Annotated in this window: 16 protein-coding genes and 2 pseudogenes; 13 read left to right on the top strand and 5 right to left on the bottom strand. The window is 39.2% G+C overall.

The window, feature by feature from the left end; all coding sequences use genetic code 11:
- Position 1 precedes the first annotated feature (1 nt).
- Positions 2-565, top strand: a complete 564-nt coding sequence (locus CTY47_RS15810) for a DapH/DapD/GlmU-related protein (protein WP_099465748.1) — start codon at positions 2-4, stop codon at positions 563-565.
- Positions 566-613: 48 nt separating this feature from the next.
- Positions 614-1,678 (top strand): alpha/beta hydrolase, encoded by a 1,065-nt coding sequence (locus CTY47_RS15805; RefSeq protein WP_099465747.1) that lies wholly within the window; start codon positions 614-616, stop codon positions 1,676-1,678.
- 377 nt (positions 1,679-2,055) lie between these two features.
- Here the strand turns inward: CTY47_RS15805 and CTY47_RS15800 are convergent, their stop codons facing one another.
- Complete coding sequence (locus tag CTY47_RS15800; RefSeq protein ID WP_099463647.1) at positions 2,056-3,513, bottom strand: IS1182 family transposase; 1,458 nt, start codon at positions 3,511-3,513, stop codon at positions 2,056-2,058.
- A 171-nt stretch (positions 3,514-3,684) separates the two neighbouring features.
- A complete protein-coding gene (locus tag CTY47_RS15795) occupies positions 3,685-4,332 on the bottom strand; it encodes a superoxide dismutase (protein ID WP_099465746.1) in 648 nt (215 codons plus the stop codon).
- A 235-nt stretch (positions 4,333-4,567) separates the two neighbouring features.
- Between CTY47_RS15795 and CTY47_RS15790 the strand changes: the two genes are divergently transcribed.
- The 7 genes and pseudogenes from CTY47_RS15790 (at position 4,568) to CTY47_RS15765 (ending at position 10,345) form a co-directional block, all read left to right on the top strand.
- Positions 4,568-5,107 carry a pyruvoyl-dependent arginine decarboxylase gene (locus CTY47_RS15790; RefSeq protein WP_099465745.1) on the top strand — a complete coding sequence of 180 codons (540 nt, stop codon included), beginning with the start codon at positions 4,568-4,570 and terminating at the stop codon, positions 5,105-5,107.
- Positions 5,108-5,246: 139 nt separating this feature from the next.
- Positions 5,247-5,720 (top strand): PaaI family thioesterase, encoded by a 474-nt coding sequence (locus CTY47_RS15785; RefSeq protein ID WP_099465744.1) that lies wholly within the window; start codon positions 5,247-5,249, stop codon positions 5,718-5,720.
- Positions 5,721-5,737: 17 nt separating this feature from the next.
- A complete protein-coding gene (gene nfo, locus CTY47_RS15780) occupies positions 5,738-6,574 on the top strand; it encodes a deoxyribonuclease IV (RefSeq protein ID WP_099465743.1) in 837 nt (278 codons plus the stop codon).
- Between the two features lie 38 nt (positions 6,575-6,612).
- Positions 6,613-7,011, top strand: a pseudogene (locus tag CTY47_RS17680) (sodium:proton antiporter NhaD); the annotation flags it as partial.
- A gap of 15 nt (positions 7,012-7,026) precedes the next feature.
- Positions 7,027-8,160, top strand: a pseudogene (gene nhaD / locus CTY47_RS15775) (sodium:proton antiporter NhaD); the annotation flags it as partial.
- Positions 8,161-8,173: 13 nt separating this feature from the next.
- A complete protein-coding gene (locus tag CTY47_RS15770; protein ID WP_099465742.1) occupies positions 8,174-9,814 on the top strand; it encodes a dipeptidase in 1,641 nt (546 codons plus the stop codon).
- A 45-nt stretch (positions 9,815-9,859) separates the two neighbouring features.
- Positions 9,860-10,345, top strand: a complete 486-nt coding sequence (locus CTY47_RS15765; RefSeq protein ID WP_099465741.1) for an outer membrane beta-barrel protein — start codon at positions 9,860-9,862, stop codon at positions 10,343-10,345.
- 92 nt (positions 10,346-10,437) lie between these two features.
- Here CTY47_RS15765 and CTY47_RS15760 read toward each other — a convergent pair whose 3' ends face one another.
- The 3 genes from CTY47_RS15760 to CTY47_RS15750 form a co-directional block, all read right to left on the bottom strand.
- Positions 10,438-11,076, bottom strand: a complete 639-nt coding sequence (locus tag CTY47_RS15760) for an HAD family hydrolase (protein ID WP_099465740.1) — start codon at positions 11,074-11,076, stop codon at positions 10,438-10,440.
- 3 nt (positions 11,077-11,079) lie between these two features.
- Positions 11,080-12,852, bottom strand: a complete 1,773-nt coding sequence (locus tag CTY47_RS15755; RefSeq protein WP_099465739.1) for an ArnT family glycosyltransferase — start codon at positions 12,850-12,852, stop codon at positions 11,080-11,082.
- Positions 12,853-12,949: 97 nt separating this feature from the next.
- Positions 12,950-14,509, bottom strand: coding sequence for a DUF4435 domain-containing protein (locus CTY47_RS15750; RefSeq protein ID WP_099465738.1), 1,560 nt, complete (start codon positions 14,507-14,509; stop codon positions 12,950-12,952).
- A gap of 229 nt (positions 14,510-14,738) precedes the next feature.
- On the opposite strand from CTY47_RS15750, the gene CTY47_RS15745 reads away from it, so the two are divergent.
- The 4 genes from CTY47_RS15745 to nagA are packed head-to-tail and all read left to right on the top strand — an operon-like array spanning position 14,739 to position 21,009.
- The gene (locus CTY47_RS15745; RefSeq protein ID WP_099465737.1) at positions 14,739-17,072 is read left to right on the top strand and encodes a glucuronyl esterase domain-containing protein; all 2,334 of its coding nucleotides are present in this window, start codon (positions 14,739-14,741) and stop codon (positions 17,070-17,072) included.
- 33 nt (positions 17,073-17,105) lie between these two features.
- Positions 17,106-18,446 (top strand): Gfo/Idh/MocA family oxidoreductase, encoded by a 1,341-nt coding sequence (locus CTY47_RS15740; protein WP_099465736.1) that lies wholly within the window; start codon positions 17,106-17,108, stop codon positions 18,444-18,446.
- Between the two features lie 30 nt (positions 18,447-18,476).
- The gene (locus CTY47_RS15735) at positions 18,477-19,808 is read left to right on the top strand and encodes a sugar MFS transporter (protein ID WP_099465735.1); all 1,332 of its coding nucleotides are present in this window, start codon (positions 18,477-18,479) and stop codon (positions 19,806-19,808) included.
- Between the two features lies 1 nt (position 19,809).
- Complete coding sequence (gene nagA, locus CTY47_RS15730; RefSeq protein WP_099465798.1) at positions 19,810-21,009, top strand: N-acetylglucosamine-6-phosphate deacetylase; 1,200 nt, start codon at positions 19,810-19,812, stop codon at positions 21,007-21,009.
- The last annotated feature ends 5 nt before the right edge of the window (positions 21,010-21,014 follow it).

Genomic DNA, 21,014 nt, shown 5'->3' with positions numbered 1-21,014 from the left:
CATGAAAGATATTTTTGAAAAAGATTTGTCAGGCGAGATGGTTTCCCAAAACGAACCGGGTTACGAGGCGTTGATTACCGATATTTTCGAAACTATTAAGACTGCAACAGTAATGAATACAGGTTATCGTACTCCTGAAGAAGTCCATGACTATATGGGACGGATTCTTGGTAAACCACTCGAAGAGAGTACAACGGTGCTACCGCCGCTTTATATTGATTATGGCAAGCCGATTACCATCGGAAAGGGGTGTTTCATCCAGCAGTGCTGCACTTTCTTTGGTCGTGGAGGTATTACCATCGGCAATGATGTATTCATCGGTCCGAAAGTCAATCTGATAACCATCAACCATGACCCGAATCCGGAAAACCGCAGTGCAACCTATGGTCGTCCGATAGTCATAGAAGATAGGGCATGGATTGGCATCAATTCAACCATTCTTCCGGGAGTGCGCATCGGTTACGGTGCGATTGTCGGAGCTGGCAGTGTCGTTACCAAAGATGTGCCGCCTATGACGGTGGTAGCAGGAAACCCCGCTCGTTTTATTAAGAAAATTGAAGTCTAATAAATTAGAAAAACATTTGAAATATGAGAGAACAAAAACAATAGTAGTATGAAATTACAAATTATTGCCATAATGATATCTCTGTCACTTACGGATGTCATGGCATCGGAAACAATTAAGTATAAAAACTCATCAGACATGGATACTTTAGAATTAACTCAAGAATGGGACAAAACATTTCCCGAAAGCGAAAAAGTGACCCACTCTAAAATTACATTTCATAACCGCTACGGGATAACACTTGTAGCAGACCTTTACAAGCCGTTGGATGCAAGCGGACAGTTGGCGGCAGTAGCCGTATGCGGACCGTATGGCGCAGTAAAAGAGCAGGTATCGGGACGATATGCACAATCCCTTGCCGAGCGAGGTTTTCTGACTATTGCTTTCGACCCTTCGTTTTATGGCGAAAGCAGCGGTACTCCTCGCAATCTTACTTCGCCTGAAATAAGTACAGACGATTTCAGTGCGGCGGTCGATTATCTGCTGACCCGTGAGGATGTGGATTCCGGATCAATCGGTATCCTCGGTGTTTGCGGTTGGGGCGGATTTGCCTTGAACGCAGCGGCTAACGATCCCCGCATCAAAGCTACCGTTGCTTCTACGATGTATGATATGAGCCGTGTAAATGCCAATGGGTACTTTGATACAATGTCTGCCGATGACCGTTATCAGCTTCGCGTACAACTTAACAAGCAACGCACAAAAGATTACCAAAACGGAACTTACGATCGTGATGGAGGTGTCGTAAATCCTGTACCGGAAGAAGCACCGCTTTTTGTGCGCCAATATCATGATTATTATAAAACAGAACGTGGCTACCATCACCGCTCACCCAATTCCAATGATGGAATTAATAAAACCGCATCTCTGTCTTTCATCAATCTTCCAATTCTTGCATACATAGACGAAATCCGCAGTGCAGTATTATTGATACACGGTGAAAAGGCACATTCACGCTATTTCAGCGAAGATGCCTATAAGAGGTTGACTGGAGCGAATAAGGAACTACTTATTATCCCTGGAGCGAACCACACAGACTTATACGATAATTTGGCAGTGATTCCTTTTGATAAGATAGAGATATTTTTTAAAAAATCTTTTCAGGTAGAATAACTTTAAAACACACTTTAGTAGCCCATTTGTCTCTTCGACTTTTGGGCTGTTTTTTGCATAAAACGCCGAAAATCCACGGTTGCTAAATCGTTACCTCTATTTCTTGAATAATTCGCTAAAAGTTTATTTCTCTATCGGTTAAGTCTAACCGATAGAAATCTAAAATAAAAAAACCGCCGGTAACATTGAGGGCACTGAAAAATATACAATTTTTCAGCATTCCTCTTCCGATGAGGCAAAACAAAAGGTTCGCCAAGTTCATTCAATTGGATTTGGCGAATTTTATTTTTTTAGAAGGATGGTTCGCTATTGGCTTAGATTGTTTCCCCAAAAGACTTCAAATGGGCTAACTTAAAAAACATATTTTCCATTAATCATTAACTTAATTTGAGGATTCTCTTGATGTTGGCTACGAAAATAACCATAGCGCCTTGCATTCGCATGCAATCTATGCCATACGCCCAGGCCCGGTCATAACCTAATACGTTTTTTAATTCTGAGTTCTTGGCTTCTATCTTATACCGGATTTTAGCCTTCTCTCTGAATTCATCGGACTTCTCGAAGTCGGCTTGTCGCTTGTGTTGCTCGCATTGGATTTGTACGGCATATGTTTTTGTCCTGGCTCCGTCCTTGTAGCAGCCGTTTCTTCGTGAACATGGCTTACACTTCTCTACATCGAAGTAATATACCATAACCTGGTTTTTAGCCTGATTCTTTTTCCCTTGCCGGGCACGCCTTATCGCCATGTGTCCGGCCGGACATACAAACATTCCGGCATCCTTGTTAAATTCGAATTTATCTTCATCTTTACGTGCACCATTGCTTATCATCGGGTTTAGTCTTGCCACCAGCTTAAATCCATTCGCTTCATCATTGGATAAAATAATGTTGTCCTTACCCGAATATGCGGTATCTCCTACAACTGTCTCCACTTCCATACCGTTTGCACGGCTCTGCTCCACAAGTTCCTGAAGTTGTGGACCGTCTCCCTTTTCTCCAGAAGTGACAGTCGCAGCAGTGATGATGCGTTCGTCACTCATGGCAATATGAGTCTTGTAACCAAAGAAGGAATCATCCGTGCTTTTATGGCCCATCCGCGCATCCCCATCCTTGGAAGTCACATAATGATCCTCGATATCCGACAATACCTCCTTGAGCATGTTCAGCCGTTCTTTAATCTTAGGGACCTCGGCCAATGCGGGATTTGAACCCACCACGTCAATCAACGCCTTTGTATAGCCAAGCTCGTGTTCAATATCATCAACCGTGTTCTTTTCTGGAAGAGAACCCTTTATCCGATCGTCAGTGTTATAGATGCTTTTACGTAAATGCTTGGAGCGTAACCGCAATATCTCCAGGGAAGACCAAGGATTGCTCCGTGAGCCGGTGTGGGTGGCATCAACTATTATCGTGCGTGACTTGATAATATCTTTCTCTATGGCTATACTCACTGTTTTACCGATAAGCATATCGAGCAGATCCTTATCTTTAAGCCGCAACTTGCGAAATTTACACAGTGAACTCGGATTGATCAAATCTGTTTCCTCCGGATTCATATCAAGGAAGTATTTGAAAGACATGTCATATCTGGAACGTTCTACCACATCAACGTCTGAAATGTCATAGATCGTCTTCAACAAAAGATACTTGAACATCCGTACTGAGCTTTCTGCCATTCTGCCATTGTCCTGACAATACTTATCTACCAGCTCCTGGTGGATAAAAGAGAAGTCTATTAAATCATTGATTTGCCGCAACAGGTTATCCTTAGGGAGGATCAAATCATATAAATCAGCATAATCGCTGAACTGAATGGTTCGTTGTAGTGGTAACATATCTCTCTGATTATGTACCATAAAGTTACTAAAAAATCGGCACATACACAAGTTTATCACTTGAATATATGCCGATGAATTTTAGATTCCATCAATGGAGAGATACTTTTTCAGTGCCCTCGTAACATTCCGGCGGTTTCTTATTACATTTTAAACTTGAGCTAATTTCGGTTAGTACCGTTTACCAACCACGTCCCAGTCAATAATTTTCCATAAAGCATTCAAATGATCGGCACGACGATTCTGATAATCTAAATAATAAGAATGTTCCCAAACGTCGAAGCCTAAAAGAGGTTTTAATCCTTTAACAACAGGATTGCTGCCGTTTGCTTCTTTGGTTATTGAAAGTTTACCGTTGTTGTCTTCGGCTAACCAAACCCAACCGGAGCCAAATAAGCCTGTGCCTGCAGCAACAAATTCTTTTTGGAAATTCTCAAAAGAACCCCATTCCTTATTTATTGCTTCGGCAAGTTTGCCAGTTGGTACTCCTCCGCCTTTAGGTGAAAATTGAGTGAAATATAAATTATGATTTAAAACTTGCCCTGCGTTGTTGAATATAGCACCATCCGATTCTTTTACAATTGTTTCAAGAGGTGCGTTTTCAAACTTGGTACCTGGTACAAGATTGTTCAGATTATTTACATAAGTCTGTAAATGTTTCCCATGATGTAACTCAATGGTCTGTTTTGATATTACCGGTTCCAGAGCGTTTGCTGCATAGGGTAATTGAATTAATTCAAATTTCATGACTTCTTCTTTTTTATCTGTTATTTGACTATTTGTAATCAACAATAATAAACTAAGACATAATGTAAGCATGGCCTTATATGTTTTAATGTTGTTTGTATTATCATAACATGCCAGGCATTGAATTTGTTTAAAGGAACGAAAAAAGAATTTGAAAAATCATCCCGATCATTTTTATAAATCATCCCGATAATTTGCAAAAATGATCGGGATGATTTATTTCTACCCGGAAAAGGAGAAAAATCCCGAATAAGTTTTTATTTTTGCACGCTCAATACATTATTAATAAGTAAAACATATTTTGTAGATGGTAAAGAAAGTTGGGAATTTAATTCCAAACACCTTTTTTATTACAAAGGGTAGTGGTGAATCTGATTTGGAAAAACATGCGGGTTCTTATCACATGGCTCTTTATGATGCCGGTATATCAGACTTTAATATTATGACATATTCGTCTGTTATTCCAGCAACGGCACATCTGGCAACCATGGATGAAATAGATCTTCCTCCATTTGGTTCTGAAATGAAAACTATCATGGCGGTGTCTCATGGATACCAGGATGAGTTTGTATCTGCTGGTGTGGTTTACGCTTGGATGTACAAGGATGAAAACTTTGATGAGAAAGTGGGAGGACTTGTATGTGAGGTTAGTGGTCGTTATCGTATTGAAGAACTTGAGTCCCGTTTGATTCGTGTAATCAATGATCTTCACCAGAAGACGTACGATAAATATTATTTAGGTGAACTTAACTTTATAACGGAAGGGATTACCATCGAAAAAAGATATGGGACAGCTTTGGCTGCTTTATGCTTTTTGGATTTCTTGCAACCGGATATTGAAGAATAAGCATTCAGGGGAATTTTATATTACATTTTATAAGGCCGTCTTCCTTTCGGGGAAGGCGGTTTTTTGTTATATTTGCTGACCGGAATAGATAAACGTTGCCATTCCGGACGAATAACAATAAACATAAATTATTGTTGATATGAAAAAAATAATAAACCCGTGGGATGGTTTGGAAGGCTATATGTGCTTCGGTTGTGCTCCTGCAAATCCGCAGGGATTGCATATGGAATTTTATGAAGAGGATAATGATATTGTTGCTTTTTGGAAGCCTTGCGATTACTATCAAGGATGGTTGAATACTTTGCATGGTGGTATTCAGACTACATTAATGGATGAATTGGCAGGTTGGGTTATTATGCGCAAGTTACAAACGTCTGGCGTTACTTCACGTTTAGATGCTAAATTTATAAAAAGTATATCTACTCTTGATCCCCGGTTGACCATACGCGGACGCATTAAGGATCATAAAAGAAATGCCATTTTTATAGAAACAGAAATATATAATTCGGAAGATGAGCTTTGTTCGCGGGCTGATTTAGTATATTTTATAAGTTCTCCCGAGCGTGCAAAGGAAGAATTTCATTTTTGCGGGTGTAAGATTGAAGGTGAATAATATAAAATAAACAGAATATGAAATACATAGGAGCTCATGTGTCTGCATCGGGAGGTGTCGAAAATGCACCTTTGAATGCTCAGGCGATAGGAGCAAAGGCTTTTGCTCTTTTCACTCGTAATCAACGTCAATGGAAATCTGCTCCATTAGCAGAAAAAAGTATTTCTCTTTTTAAAGAACGTTGTGAGGAATTTGGCTATTTACCTAAGCATATTCTGCCTCATGACAGTTATCTTATTAATCTAGGGCATCCGGAAGAAGAAGGATTGCTGAAATCCCGTGCTGCTTTTTTAGATGAGATGCAGCGATGTGAACAACTGGGGCTTGACTTGTTGAATTTTCATCCCGGAAGTTCTTTAAATGAAATGACAGATGAAGAATGCTTAACTCGTATCGCAGAGTCTGTCAATTGGGCGTTAAGCAAAACGAACGGTGTTTGTGCCGTAATAGAAAATACGGCCGGACAAGGCACGAATCTTGGTTATACGTTTGAGCAGATTGCATATATTATAGATAAAGTAGAAGATAAATCCAGGGTGGGCGTATGTATTGATACTGCTCATACGCTAGCTGCAGGATATGATATAAAAACAGAGGATGGTTTTAAGGAAACTTTCCGGCATTTTGATGAAGTTATAGGTTTTTCTTATTTGAAAGGAATGCACCTGAATGATTCTAAAAAAGATATGGGGTCAAGAGTTGACCGCCATGACAGCATAGGAAAAGGAGTAATGGGAATTATTCCTTTTCAAATGATTATGCACGATTCCCGTTTTGATGATATACCGCTTATATTAGAGACGCCAGATGAGTCTATCTGGGCTGATGAAATAAAATATTTATATAGCTTATGATCGTTTTTATTCGGAAAACTAACTAAAATATTACATTTATGTTCATTTTGATGCCTGTAATTTTTGTCTTGGGAATATTGGCGATAGCCCTGGAAGACAAGATAAAGATTAACAAAGCGGCCATAGCTTTATTTATGGCCATTTCGCTGTGGATGATTTTGATGTTTGATGCATATAACATCTTTATTGAACGATCGAATCCTATATTCCTGGACTTTCTGACACAAAATCCGGATATGCTGAATCAGCCTGCCCATGTCCAATTTGTTAATTTCATAACAAACCGGTCTATTGTATTTCATTTGGGAAATGTATCGGAAACATTATTTTTTGTAATGTGTTCTATGCTGATTGTCGATATTGTGGATAAACATGGTGGTTTTCGTGCCGTAACGGGTTATATACGTACGGAGAATAAGCGAAAGTTGCTATGGTATATAAGTTTTGCAANATCGGAAACATTATTTTTTGTAATGTGTTCTATGCTGATTGTCGATATTGTGGATAAACATGGTGGTTTTCGTGCCGTAACGGGTTATATACGTACGGAGAATAAGCGAAAGTTGCTATGGTATATAAGTTTTGCAACATTCTTTTTTTCGGCGTTGCTGGATAATCTGGCTGCGGCGATAGTTATCATGGCTGTGCTTCGTAAATTGGTACCAGATCGGACAGACCGTTTGAAATATGCTTGTATGGTTATTATAGCAGCTAATGCCGGCGGTTCATGGTCTCCTATAGGTGATGTGACGACAATCTTATTATGGGTTGGAAAGAACATAACAGCTATGCATCAGATTTCTCATGTTTTTATTCCTGCATTAATAAATATGCTCGTTCCTCTTTCTATTGCCCATTTTTGGTTGTTTAAAAAAGGAACTACATTGCGGGTTATGAGTGAAGAAGAACAGGCGGATGAATATGTTCCGGAGATTCCAACACGTTCCCGAAAAATAATATTCATAATAGGTATCTTGTCTTTGGCATTGGTGCCTGTGTTTCAGATGTTGACAGATCTGCCTCCATTTTTAGGCGTATTGTTGGGATTAGTGATTTTGTGGGTGTACACGGATATTATGTATAGTAAGTTACATATGCATGAATCTCAAAAATTACGTATAGCACAATTATTACCTAATATAGATTTGTCTACGATTTTCTTTTTCTTAGGCATTTTGATGGCTGTAGGAGCATTGGAAACATCCGGCCAGTTAGGTATTATGTCTGCATTTTTAGATAAGCATGTGCACGAGCCTTATCTTATTAGTTTTGTCATAGGTGCTCTTTCTTCATGTGTGGACAATGTTGCACTGGTTGCTGCAACAATGGGTATGTATCCTGTTGTAGAACAGACTGTCGGTTTGTCTCATTATGCACAATTTTTTATGTCGGACGGCGGTTTCTGGACATTCCTGGCATATTGTGCTGTTACGGGTGGTAGTATTTTAATTATTGGTTCTGCTACAGGTGTTACAGTAATGGGAATAGAGAAGATTGATTTTATGTATTATACGAAACGATTTTCTATTCTGGCTTTGATAGGTTATTGTTGCGGGGCTGCCACTTATATGTTATTATTCGCTTAAACTTTATTTATATATGATGAAAAAATGGATACTGATAGCCGTTTGTGCGGTTATATTTGCCGGTCAGGAAGCAGAAGCTTGTACAGGTTTGTTAGTCGGTAAAAAAGCGTCGGTTGATGGTTCGGTAATGATAAGCTATGCTGCCGATTCACATACGTTGTATGGTGAATTATACCGTTGGCCTGCTGCAACATGGCCTAAAGGAACAATGCTTCAGGTGAATGAATGGGATACGGGTAAACCTCTCGGGGAAATATCCCAGGTAGAACAAACCTATTCTGTTGTAGGAAATATGAATGAATACCAGGTTGCTATAACAGAAAGTACCTTTGGTGGTCGTTCCGAATTGGAAGATTCAACGGGCATTATGGATTATGGAAGTCTTATTTATATAGCCTTGCAACGATCAAAGTCAGCACGTGAAGCTATTAAGGTAATGACCGATCTGGTTAAAGAATATGGTTATTACAGTAGCGGAGAGTCTTTTTCCATTGCCGATAAAAATGAAGCATGGATTATGGAAATGATAGGAAAAGGTGTAGGCAATAAAGGTGCGGTATGGGTTGCTATACGTATTCCTGACGATTGTATTGCCGCACATGCTAACCAGTCTCGTATTCAGCAAATACCATTTGACGACAAGGAAAATTGTATGTATTCTCCGGATGTGGTTTCTTTTGCTCGTGAAAAAGGGTATTTTAAGGGAAAAGATAAGGATTTTAGTTTTGCAAAGGCTTATTGTCCATATGAGTTCAGTGCTTTGCGTGGATGTGAAGCCCGTGTATGGTCTTTCTTCCGAAAATATGATAAGTCGATGGATAAATATGCCGATTTTATAAAAGGCGATACTTCAAAGGAGCCTATGCCTTTGTACATTAAACCGGATCGTTTGTTGTCTGTTCAAGATGTTCAGAATGCGATGCGTGACCATTTTGAAGGAACCGACTTGGATATGACGCAGGATGCTGGGGCCGGCTCTTATAAAGTTCCTTATCGGTGGCGTCCTATGACCTTTAATGTTGATGGGCAGGAATACACAAACGAACGTGCAATTGCTACACAACAAACAGGTTTTGTAATTGTTCCGCAAATGCGAAACTGGTTGCCGGATGCTGTTGGTGGCGTACTTTGGTTTGGGGTTGACGACGCGGACATGGCTGTATTTACTCCGGTTTATTGTTCGGTAACGGATGTACCGGAATGTTATCGTGTAGGAAATGGAGACATGATGAATTTTTCGTGGACATCGGCTTTCTGGATTCACAATTGGGTAGCCAATATGGCTTATGGAAAATATAGCTATATGATACAGGATATACGTCCTGTTCAACAAGAATTGGAAAATAGCTACAAAGAAGTATTGCCGGCTATAGATGCCGCCGCCGTTAAACTATATGAAAAAAATCCGGCTGAAGCCGTTCGTTTTTTGACTTGGTTTAGTACAACCAATGCTGATGCTGCAACTACCCGTTGGAAAAAACTGGGTGAATATCTTTTGGTTAAATATATGGATGGTAATGTGAAGAAGGAAGAAAACGGACATTTTAAACACAATGGTTATGGATTGTCTGCTTCACCTGATTTTCCGGGATATGACGAAGAATATTACCGTTGTATTGTAAAGAGTGCCGGAGAACGGTTGAAAGTAAAATAAATAGTTTATATTTGTGATGTAAATGTTGAACTAAAATAAAAGTGTATGAAAAAATTTGTCATTATGATTATGCTGGCCGTTATTAGTTTAGGCGCTTATTCACAAACGGAACAGGGAAGATCATCAGTTGGGTTTAATATCGGATACGGATTTGATGATATAGGCAATGCTACGTTAGGCTTGGATTACCGGTATTGTATTTTGGATGATTTCCGTATCGCTCCGTCTCTGACCTATCATGTCAAGAATAACACGTTAAGCGCATGGGCTATAGATGTCAATGCTCATTATGTAGTAAAGTTGAGTGAAATGTTTGGTTTTTATCCGTTGGCCGGTTTAGATATGTCTTTTTGGAAATCAAGTTTAGGCCAGGGACTCTCAGTTAATGCTACACGTTTTGGTGCGAATATTGGTTTGGGTGGTGAAGTATATGCTACAAACAACCTGAGTGTAGGGCTGGAAGTGAAATACTTGATTATTAAAGATCTGAGCAGACCTATGGTTGGTGTTCGTGTCGGATATAATTTCTAAAAAATAGTAATACAGCAAATTAAAAGTCCTGTCTTTTGTGTTTAAAAGACAGGACTTTTAAAATAGATATTTAACCGGTTTATATTCAACGATTACCAGCTCTGGTAATCAGCAAACGTAAAACCTTCGAAATTAGGTATAACTTTGTATACTTTATCTTTTATTGTTTCAGCCGGATTGCTGGTACTTAACCCTATAACACGCATGCCGGCAGAAGTACCGGATTGTATGCCGGCAAATGAATCTTCAAAAACCAGGCAGTTGCCCGGGGATTCCTGCAAATCCGATGCAGCTAATAAATAACACGCGGGATCCGGTTTTCCTCTGGTTATGCGGTCGGCTGTAACTATTGTGTCAAATATATTGTCCAGGTGAAGGAGATGGAAAGCCCGTTTTACTTTTATGTCGTCCGAACTGGTAACCAGTCCCATCTTTACCCCATGCTCTTTGAGGATATGCAAAAATTCGATGGAGCCGGGCATAGGAGGAAACGGCATTTCCTTTTCGAATGCATTCGATTCATCTATTACTCTTTGACGGAATTCTTCGGAATGGCTGGAGAAGTACTTTTCCAGTATATAGGGCAAAGTTGTTCCTTTTATAAGGGAAGCAAAGTCGTTTATACCCAACCCGTAGCGGTGAGCTGCTTCATTCCAGTAAATATCGTATATAGGTTCGGTGTCAACTATTACGCCGTCGAAATCAAAAAGGGCAGTCTTTATCTTTTTCATGTTCTATTGCTTGTTTCTTGTAAAGCTACATAATACCATATTCTGGCGCAATTCACTGATTGCATATTCTGTCGTTGTAAGTATTTTGAATATGTATTTTTCCTCGTAATTCTGTATGATCTTATTCAAACTGATGTCTGTAGCTAAAAGATAGCCGCTTTCCGGCTGTTCTGTTTCAAAATTATGGAACTTATTTCCCAGATAGAAATTTAAACCATACATGTTTGTATATTCTTTCAGGTTATTCATTACAAACATATTATTATCGTTTAATGGATATTCTTTACGAATCTTTTCGGCGAAAGGACGGGAAGAGTTACCATTTCGAATACTACGCATTATTACACCATCAATAAGTAAATTTACTGTGAAAGTAAGAGCTATTGTGGCGTATAGTATTTTAATATTTATCTTTTTGAACATCTGGTAATATACTGTTCCCAGAGATAATAATACAACCGTAACTATTGTTGTAGTTAATAAACTTTTGAATGTTAGTACATTTGTTACAAGTTGAACATTATATAATACGGATTGATTTGACGAATATTGAGAAACAATTGTGACCGGATTGATAATTCCGGACATGGTTAATAATATGGCGATTATAACCACAGCTACGGTAGATGCCAGAAATGCAGCAAATATACGTGTTACTTTCGTCCTGTATTCAGTGATATAAAGTGCATATTGTGCCAGAAATAGTGCGATGAAAGGATAAGCAGGCATTAAATATACACTACGTTTGCTTGAAGGAATGGAATAAAAAAAGATGATACAGACTAAAGCTACCAGGCTGAACAAACGAACTTTTTCCATGGAACGGATGCGTTGCCAAATATCTTTCAGTATCTCTTTGAATGAGATATTTGTTTTTTTGATTTTTAGTCCGAATAAAGAAAAGAAAAAGAAAATTGTCCAGGGAATAAAACCTGCTGCTAATGTTCCAAAGTTGTATAAAATGCCATTTTCGTGTCCTAAATTATAGTTGATGGCTGGTGTTGACAAATGAAAGAAACGTCCGAAGTTTTCTGCTAATACAACATTAAGAAAATCTTCGCCACCTTGTTTCCATGCTGATACATACCATAGCAAAGGCAAAAAGAGGGAAGAAACGCCGATATATAATAATGCTTTGAATATAGTAAGGGCGTTGTATTTATTCAACATCAATAAATAAACGAAGAAAACGAATAATGGCAATATGACCCCAACAGGGCCTTTTGTCAAAACAGCGCAACCAAGTAATATAGGAATGATTACGGGTAATCCTTTTAATTCCAGTTTATCCTCCCACCTGTAGAGCTGGAAAAGACCAATAACAATGAAGGTGGTCAATAACATGTCTACACGCGTTGTCATAGCGGCCCGGTGTAACTCCACGCAGGTTACCAGCAAGAGAGTAGCGATAAATGCTTCCTGGAATTTTACAATCCGCTTACCAAAAAACAAAAGTACAAAACCTATTAAAGTGATAAAAGCTAATGCAGACGGTAGACGGGAAGTAAATTCGGACACATGCCCTTGCGGGTATGAAAATATAGCCATTAACCAATGCGCCATCGGTGGCTTATAAGCAAATTCATTTGCATATGTTTGTGGAAGAATCCAGTTTCCACTTTCAAGCATAGAAGTAGCAACAGCCGCTTCGCGTGGTTCTCCTTTAGTTGAAAAATCTCCTAACCCAATCCATGGTAATACTGAAATAATACAAATAATTACCACCATTGTGATTGGCTTTTGCAGATAAAGGTATTGTAGAGTAGGTGTGCGCATATTTTTATTGTTTATAAAAAGACTTTCCTTCTGTATTAAAAATAAGATGCAAAAGAACAATTTTTTGCGGACTTATCCTTCCTTTTAGGATAACTTTTTATATTCCTAAAGATTCTTTAATGGCTGTACGGATGGCTTTTGCATCTTCTTTATTCTCTTTAAGAATTGAAAGGATGAGATTCAAATAACTTTCTTTATTGTTTATGCCACAAATGTTGCATAATTTACTTTGCGGCAACATCCCTTTTTGATTATAAACCCTGAGTATATTTTTATAATCTCTATTGATAATGTATTGAACAAATTCTTTTTTGATATTGTCGTATATTTCTTGTACATGGATGTTTAGCCGTATGTCTTCTACGTGTTCAGACAGTTGTTCGACTGTTGTTATTTTGCGGTCTACAGTTGTTTCTAATTTTTTTCTTACCCTATGTTTGGCATGAAGGATAACTTGCGATTCTAAATCTTTTTCAAATAGTTTAATGACATTTTCTTTTACTTGCATGAATACATCGTCCTGATCTTTCATTAAACGGTGTGCTACTGTTTTAATAACTTCTTCAATCATCAACAGGTTTTCTACTTCTGCTACATCCGGAACATATATATGTTGTTCGTGCAGATAGTTTATTTCTCCTTGTGTCCGACGATCACGGTCTACGATCCCTTTACTTTCCAGGGTATGGAAATCTTTCAATTGCCCGAAAGCTTTGGTCGTCTCTATGACTTTTTGGCATCCTCCCATTGGCTTAACCGTATAATCAGGAAAGATAAGAGGATATAATCTGCTATCAATACTGTTTGTGTCTGTCCCTTCTATAAAAAGGATAGGTTTGCGACTTCCTAATATTTCCATGTAAACTTCTTCAGGGAAACTCTCATTACTTTCAATTAGCTCGTAGTCCCATATTTGTGCATCGGCATTATAAGATCGTATCCATATTCGCTTACTGTCCCGGCGTGAGGTGGCAAAATCTATATCATGCGTAAGATATACATAGGTACAGTCTGGCCGCATTGCTTCAATCTCATCCCATAGAAGGTTTTTAATAGAGTTGTGCAATAAAGTTTCCGGTTCTTCAATAATTAATAATGAATTAGGGCGGGAGCATAGGATTGCACCAATCAGATAGAATACTAGTTTTTCGCCATCGCTCATCCTTCCTGCTGTATATGAATTGCTGTCTTTGCTGGTGGATGCTAATTCAATGAAGCCGGATTTGCGAACTAGTCGGTTATGTGGGAACATTTTCTCCCATATTTTCTGTATCTGATCTATTTTTGTGACAGGAAGAATGAGTTCCCGGTTTGTTTTACATTCTTCTTTATAATTAACTGCAGCTTCAAATTCTTCACTTTGCAGGCGCAAAATAAGTTTTTCATATTCCGAAAGACGAGGCATAAAAAGTCTTTCTGTAATCATTGATTGCAGATGAGAGAATTCGTTGCCCTCTTCTAAAATGGTATCACTTGTTCCGCTGATAAATAAAGCATGTAAACCGGAGATTTCTTTTGCTTGGTCTCCATATATGTTAAGTAGTTTTTTTCCGAAAGAACTTTTGCCGGCTCCATTGGTGCCTATTACAACTAGTACTTTTGTGTCAAATGAAATAGGTTCTTGTGTATTTAGTTTTTGAGGGAGTGTTAGTTCCATGATATCCCGGTATTATAAGATTATTTATTTCTCAAAAGTATATAATTTTTTTTGATATTCAATTGTGAAAACATTTTATAAACGTTATATTCGGGCTATGTATTAGTATCTGAGATAATATAAAAAAGACGTTTTATGAAGGTAGCTAGGCGTAATTTGAGTAACACATGAGTATATAAACCTCTACCTTTGATAATCGAAAGTATGTCAACCTTGAATTAATCATTGTATGCCTAAAAGAATAATAATATTTGCTCTTGTTAGTATATTGTATGCTACGTGTTCTGCGTTATATGCACAAAGCCTTGCTGAACAAGAACGTCGTGAGCAGTACTTAAAAGAGATACTTGCTATAAATGTTCCGGAAGATCATCGGGCAAACATAAGCCGGCGCATAACTATACAGGATAGTACATGGCTTGATTGGTTGCATCGTACCGGAGAATTGCCTCCTGATTTTCAAAATATGGTATCTGTTCCGTTTTTACCTGAACCTTTGGTGATGGATAAGAATGGTAAGCAGGTAAATATTACCTCAATAGATCAATGGCAGGTGAAAAGGAACGATATAAAAGATAAATACCAATATTGGGTATCAGGCCATCGTCCACCGGCTCCGTCGTCTTTTCAATCTGCAATTTTGTCTGAACATAAAGAGGGAGGCGTACTTATCCAGGTGATAGAGATGCGTTTTGGTCCTTCCAATAAGGCTAAAATGACAATAGAATTAATGATTCCGGATGGAGATCGTCCGCTTCCTGTTTATATGACACAATGGTCGCACCGTAATTGGGCGCAATTGGCGGTTGAACGCGGATACATAGCCTGTGTTTATGCTGCTGCCGATAAAAAAGATGATACGCAAGATTATCAGGAAATATATCCCGATTATGACTTTACCTGTCTGATGCGTAGAGCGTGGGGAGCTTCACGTGCGGTAGATTATTTGTATACCCGTCCGGAAGTAGACAAGGGAAAAATTGCTATTACCGGACATTCCCGTAATGGCAAACAATCATTATGGGCGGCAGCGTTTGATGATCGTATAACAGCCGTTATTACAAGTAGCTGTGGTACGGGAGGGATAACTCCATGGCGCTTTAGCGACCCACAGTATTGTAATCAAACGCTGGATGATATAACGGCCAATGCTGCGCATTGGTTCCATCCCCGGTTACGTTTTTTCTTTGGACGGGAAGATAAGTTGCCGGTAGACCAGAATCTAATGATTTCTTTGATAGCACCCCGTCCTTTATTATTTCAATATTCGATAGTAGAGGAACAATTGAACCCGTGGGCGAATGAACAATGCTACCAGTCAGTAAAGAAAGTGTATGATTTCTTGAAGGCTGATAATAAGATAGCCGTATATGCCCGGTTAGGAGAACATGCTGCTATGGCTCGCGATTTGGAAAGAGGTTTGGACTTTCTGGACATACAATTCGGCAGGAAGCAGTATCCTTGGGTAAACAATCTTTATTTCGATTTTACTTTTGATAAATGGGCAAAGACTCATCAGGCTGAAAAGCAAACGAAAAACCAGATACATCCGGTAATATTACAATCAGAATATAGGGACACTATCGCATTTTTATCAGACAAAAAGCTTATTCAGCATCATATTGATTGGTTATTAGGTACTAAACCTCCTCAGGTCAAACCTGTAGAGATTGTTCCCGTTCCAAGTTTTGAAACAGATTGGATAGGATGGATTACCAAACGTCCGGTTGTTCCTAATGCTGATATAATGCATATAGCACCTTATACGGCTATGGGAAACCATATGTGTGGAAACCTGTATGTCCCTAAAAACAGGAAAAAGGATGCTAAGCTGCCTGTTATAATATACCTGCATTCGTATTCGTATGCGCATGGATATGCGTATGGATATAACAAAGACCTGACTGGTAGGGGAAACAGCCATTTATTCCAGCATCTTATAGATAAAGGATTTGCTGTTTTGGCAATCGACATGTTTGGATTTGGTACTCGTATGCTGGAAGCACAATATTTTTATGACCGGTTCTCTCAATGGAGTAAAATGGGAAAGATGGTTGAAGATGTTAAATACTGTGTTGATGCTGTAGACGCATTTTCGTTTCTTGATAATAAAAACATATTTGTTTTAGGAAATACTATTGGTGGTACTGTTGGTATGATAGCCGCAGCACAGGATGTCCGTATTGCCGGGGTTGCTGCAGTAGCTTCAGTTACTCCATGGAGAACTAGCAATAAACAGTATGCAAGTATTCGTAGTTATGCCGATGCCCACGGATTTATTCCTCGTTTGGGATGGTTTGCAGATGAACCGGGAAAAGTTCCGGTAGATTATGCCGAAATTATGGCTTGCATAGCGCCACGTCCATTGATGATTGTTGCACCGGCGTTGGATAGATATGAAGATAAAAAGGCTGTACAATCCTGTATCGATGCCGTATCTAATTTATATGATATATATGGAAAAAAGGAATCACTTAATGTGCAAAAGCCTTTGGATATAAATAGAATATCCTGGGAAATGACAGATCAAATAGCAGACTTTTTTCAACAACAGATGAGATAGAAATAATAAACTAATATTTAATACCAAGAAAACATGACAACAAGGCGTAATTTTATTAAGAAGGCAGCTGTTGGAACAGCAATGCTATCATTTGGAGGCGTACTGGAAGGTTTTAGTGCCAAGAGTTATAATAATATTGTTGGAGCAAATGACAAGATAAGAGTCGGGGCTATCGGAGTTAATTCAAGAGGGCTTGCTCTGGCTTCTAACTTTGCTAAACAGGAAGGTTGTGAAGTTAACCATGTATGTGATGTTGACAGCCGGGCTATCCAGAAGTGTGCTTCAGCTATCCAGAAGATAGCAGGAAATAAAGTGAAGACAGACAAAGACCTTCGTAAGATGTTAGAATCTAAAGATATGGATGCAGTCATTATTGCAACTCCTGATCATTGGCATGCACCGGCTGCTTTGCTGGCTATGCAAGCCGGTAAAAATGTATACCTGGAAAAACCCTGTAGCCATTCTCCGGAAGAAGGGGAAATATTAGTTAGTGGAGCCCAGAAGTACAACAAATTATTACAAATGGGTAATCAACGTCGTTCGTGGCCGAATGTACAAGAAGGTATTCGGGAGTTGAAGAACGGGATTATCGGTAAAGTTTATTACGGAAAGAGCTGGTATACGAACAATCGTCCGTCTATTGGTATTGGTAAAGAGGTTGCAGTTCCTGACTGGTTGGATTGGGAATTATGGCAAGGCCCGGCTCCCCGTGTAGCCTATAAAGATAATGTTGTTCACTATAACTGGCACTGGTTCTGGCGTTGGGGTACAGGCGAAGCATTGAATAACGGAACTCACATGGTGGATATTCTTCGTTGGGGTATGGAATTGGATTACCCGACAAAAGTCACATCTGTTGGTGGACGCTATTGTTATAATGACGATTGGGAAACACCGGATACTCAGATAGTCAATATAGAATTTGGCAATAATAAATGCATGACCTGGGAAGGACGTAGCTGTAATGGTCGTGGAGTAGAAGGCAGTACGGTAGGAGCAATGTTCTACGGAGAAAAAGGTAGCTTACTGATTACTGGTGCCAATGCGTATACTGTATATGATTTGGATGATAAAGTTGTAAAACACGTAAAGAGTCAGATTGCTATTGATCCTCGTAATCTGATGAATCCGGCAGAACAGCTGGATGCTCTTCATATCCAGAATTTCTTCGACGGTATCCGTAAGGGTACTCCATTGAATGCAGATATTCTGTCTGGTCATAAAAGCACATTGTTAGTACAGCTGGGTAATATCGCTCAACGTTCTGGACATATGTTAAACACAGACCATCAGAATGGACGTATTCTGAACGACTGCGAAGCCAATAAATATTGGGGACGTACGTATGAAAAAGGATGGGAAATGAAGTTATAATCATAAATCGAATTAACCTTGAATAAAATTATGTCTGTAGAAAATACTGCACCGATCCACTCAAAGCGAACCATGTACATGGCGATTACTATTGTTGGAATGATGTTTTTTATCTTTGGATTTGTATCCTGGGTGAATGCAATTCTTATTCCGTACTTTAGGATTGCTTGTGAGTTAACTCATTTCCAGTCTTATCTGGTAACATTCTCTTTTTATATAGCCTATCTGGTAATGTCCGTACCGGCTTCATATGTTCTGAAACGAGCCGGCTTTAAGAAAGGAATTATGTATGGCTTCTTTTGTATGGCGGCAGGAGCGTTGTTGTTTGTGCCGGCAGCATTGATGCGTACGTATTTGATTTTTCTGATCGGACTTTTTTCCATAGGAACCGGATTGACTATATTACAAGCTGCGGCAAATCCCTATATTACCATTGTTGGGCCGATAGAAAGTGCGGCGAAGCGAATCAGTATAATGGGTATCTGCAACAAGTTTGCCGGTATTATCGCTCCGCTGATCTTTGCTGCCGTAATCCTGAAAGTCAGTGATGCTGCTGTTTTCGATCAACTGGATGCTGGCTTTTATACGGAAGAAGAGAAAAACCTGGTTCTTGACGATTTGATTTGCCGGGTAATATGGCCATATACTATTTTGAGTGTATTTTTGTTTGCCGTAGGTATATTTATCCGCTATTCGGTATTGCCGGAGATTAATCAGGAGGAAGAAAATAAGGAAGAGGCAAGCTCTGGAGGAACGCACACTTCCATATTCCAGTTTCCGTACCTGATTTTGGGAGCATTTGCTATGTTTCTGCATGTAGGGACACAGGTAATTGCTATCGATACTATTATCGGTTATGCCGGTTCGATGGGAATAAATCTGCTTGAGGCAAAAGTATTTCCTTCATACACACTGACTGCAACAATTTTCGGATATATGCTGGGAATCGTATTGATTCCCAAATATGTATCACAGACACGTGCCTTTCAGTTTTGCTGTATACTTGGATTGATATTCTCTCTTGGTGTGGCTCTATCCACTCATATAGATCTAACTTTGTTCGGCCATGAAGCCAATCTTTCTATCTGGTTCCTTGTCGGATTGGGATTCCCCAACTCACTGATATATGCCGGAATATGGCCTCTTTCTATCAAAGGATTAGGACGTTTCACCAAGATTGGTTCGTCTTTGTTGGTAATGGGATTATGCGGTAATGCTGTACTTCCGTTGGCATACGGTCATTTGGCAGATATGTTTTCCATACGGCATGCTTATTGGATATTGGCACCATGCTATCTTTATCTGATCTTTTTTGCCGTATATGGACATAAGATTAAATCATGGTCATTCAAAACTAGATGAGATGAATAAAATAACAATTATAAAGAATGGAAAAATACTTCTTCCTGACGGCACAATCAGTAGGGAGGACCTTGCTTATTCTGATTCTGATGGTAAAATTATAGAACTGAAGGATACCGTAAATAGCGTTTGTACTATAGACTATATAGATGCAAATGGTAATTATGTAGTACCGGGTTTTATTGATATGCATACGCATGGAGCCGGAGGATATGATTTTATGGATGCAACTCCCGAGGCTTATCTTGGTGCTGCCGAGATGCATGCTAAACATGGCACTACGGCTTTGTTACCAACAACGCTTACCAGTACAAATGAAGAATTGTTCCATACTTTTGAAATATACAATCACGTAAAACCACTAAATAAGAAGGGGGCAACCTTCCTGGGACTGCATCTGGAAGGCCCCTACTTCTCTTATAACCAACGAGGAGCACAGGACCCTAAATATTTACGGAATCCGTCTCCTGAAGAGTATATGAAGATTCTGGATGCAACGGACGACATTATTCGTTGGAGTCTGGCTCCTGAATTGGATGGAGCTATGGAATTTGGACGAATATTACGGTCCAGGAATATTTTGCCTTCTATAGCACATACAGATGCTATTTATGAAGAAACTTTACAGGCATTTGACGCGGGCTTTACTCATGTTACACATTTTTATTCATGTATGTCTTCTGTAACGCGTAGAAATGCATATAGATATGCAGGAGTTGTTGAGGCTGCTTATATGGTAGATGACATGACTGTTGAAATTATTGCAGACGGTGTGCATCTTCCTAAAAGCCTTCTTCAATTTGTTTGCAAGTTCAAAGGGCCGGACAAGATAGCATTGGTGACAGATTCAATGAGGGGAGCAGGCATGCCTGACGGACCATCTGTTTTAGGAAGTTTGCAAGGAGGACAACCTGTCATTATTGAAGATGGAGTTGCAAAACTACCAGACCGGACAGCATTCGCAGGAAGTGTTGCAACGGCAGACCGCTTGGTAAGAACAATGATACAAGTTGCAGAAATCCCGTTTGCCCAAGCAATTCAAATGATAACCTCTACGCCTGCGCGTATCTTGCGAATAGATGAACGGAAAGGTTCTTTAGCTATAGGTAAAGATGCCGATATTGTTATCTGTGATGAAAATATTAATATCAAGTCAACTATAATAGAAGGAAATGTCGTATATAATATTTTAAAACCATAAAAACT

Origin of the sequence: Parabacteroides provencensis, assembly GCF_900232875.1 — a bacterium.
Classification (GTDB): Bacteria; Bacteroidota; Bacteroidia; order Bacteroidales; family Tannerellaceae; genus Parabacteroides; species Parabacteroides chinchillae.
This window is presented reverse-complemented; position numbering and strand designations above follow the sequence as displayed.

Bases quoted from the DNA above. Each gene is read 5' to 3' on its own strand.
- CTY47_RS15810 (WP_099465748.1), top strand. From the start codon at position 2: ATGAAAGATATTTTTGAAAAAGATTTGTCAGGCGAGATGGTTTCCCAA.
- CTY47_RS15770 (WP_099465742.1), top strand. From the start codon at position 8,174: ATGATGAAAAAATGGATACTGATAGCCGTTTGTGCGGTTATATTTGCC.
- CTY47_RS15745 (WP_099465737.1), top strand. From the start codon at position 14,739: ATGCCTAAAAGAATAATAATATTTGCTCTTGTTAGTATATTGTATGCT.
- CTY47_RS15795 (WP_099465746.1), bottom strand. From the start codon at position 4,332: ATGCTTACATTATGTCTTAGTTTATTATTGTTGATTACAAATAGTCAA.
- CTY47_RS15790 (WP_099465745.1), top strand. From the start codon at position 4,568: ATGGTAAAGAAAGTTGGGAATTTAATTCCAAACACCTTTTTTATTACA.
- nfo (WP_099465743.1), top strand. From the start codon at position 5,738: ATGAAATACATAGGAGCTCATGTGTCTGCATCGGGAGGTGTCGAAAAT.
- CTY47_RS15800 (WP_099463647.1), bottom strand. From the start codon at position 3,513: ATGTTACCACTACAACGAACCATTCAGTTCAGCGATTATGCTGATTTA.
- CTY47_RS15750 (WP_099465738.1), bottom strand. From the start codon at position 14,509: ATGGAACTAACACTCCCTCAAAAACTAAATACACAAGAACCTATTTCA.
- CTY47_RS15785 (WP_099465744.1), top strand. From the start codon at position 5,247: ATGAAAAAAATAATAAACCCGTGGGATGGTTTGGAAGGCTATATGTGC.
- CTY47_RS15740 (WP_099465736.1), top strand. From the start codon at position 17,106: ATGACAACAAGGCGTAATTTTATTAAGAAGGCAGCTGTTGGAACAGCA.
- CTY47_RS15755 (WP_099465739.1), bottom strand. From the start codon at position 12,852: ATGCGCACACCTACTCTACAATACCTTTATCTGCAAAAGCCAATCACA.
- CTY47_RS15765 (WP_099465741.1), top strand. From the start codon at position 9,860: ATGAAAAAATTTGTCATTATGATTATGCTGGCCGTTATTAGTTTAGGC.
- CTY47_RS15760 (WP_099465740.1), bottom strand. From the start codon at position 11,076: ATGAAAAAGATAAAGACTGCCCTTTTTGATTTCGACGGCGTAATAGTT.
- CTY47_RS15805 (WP_099465747.1), top strand. From the start codon at position 614: ATGAAATTACAAATTATTGCCATAATGATATCTCTGTCACTTACGGAT.
- CTY47_RS15735 (WP_099465735.1), top strand. From the start codon at position 18,477: ATGTCTGTAGAAAATACTGCACCGATCCACTCAAAGCGAACCATGTAC.
- nagA (WP_099465798.1), top strand. From the start codon at position 19,810: ATGAATAAAATAACAATTATAAAGAATGGAAAAATACTTCTTCCTGAC.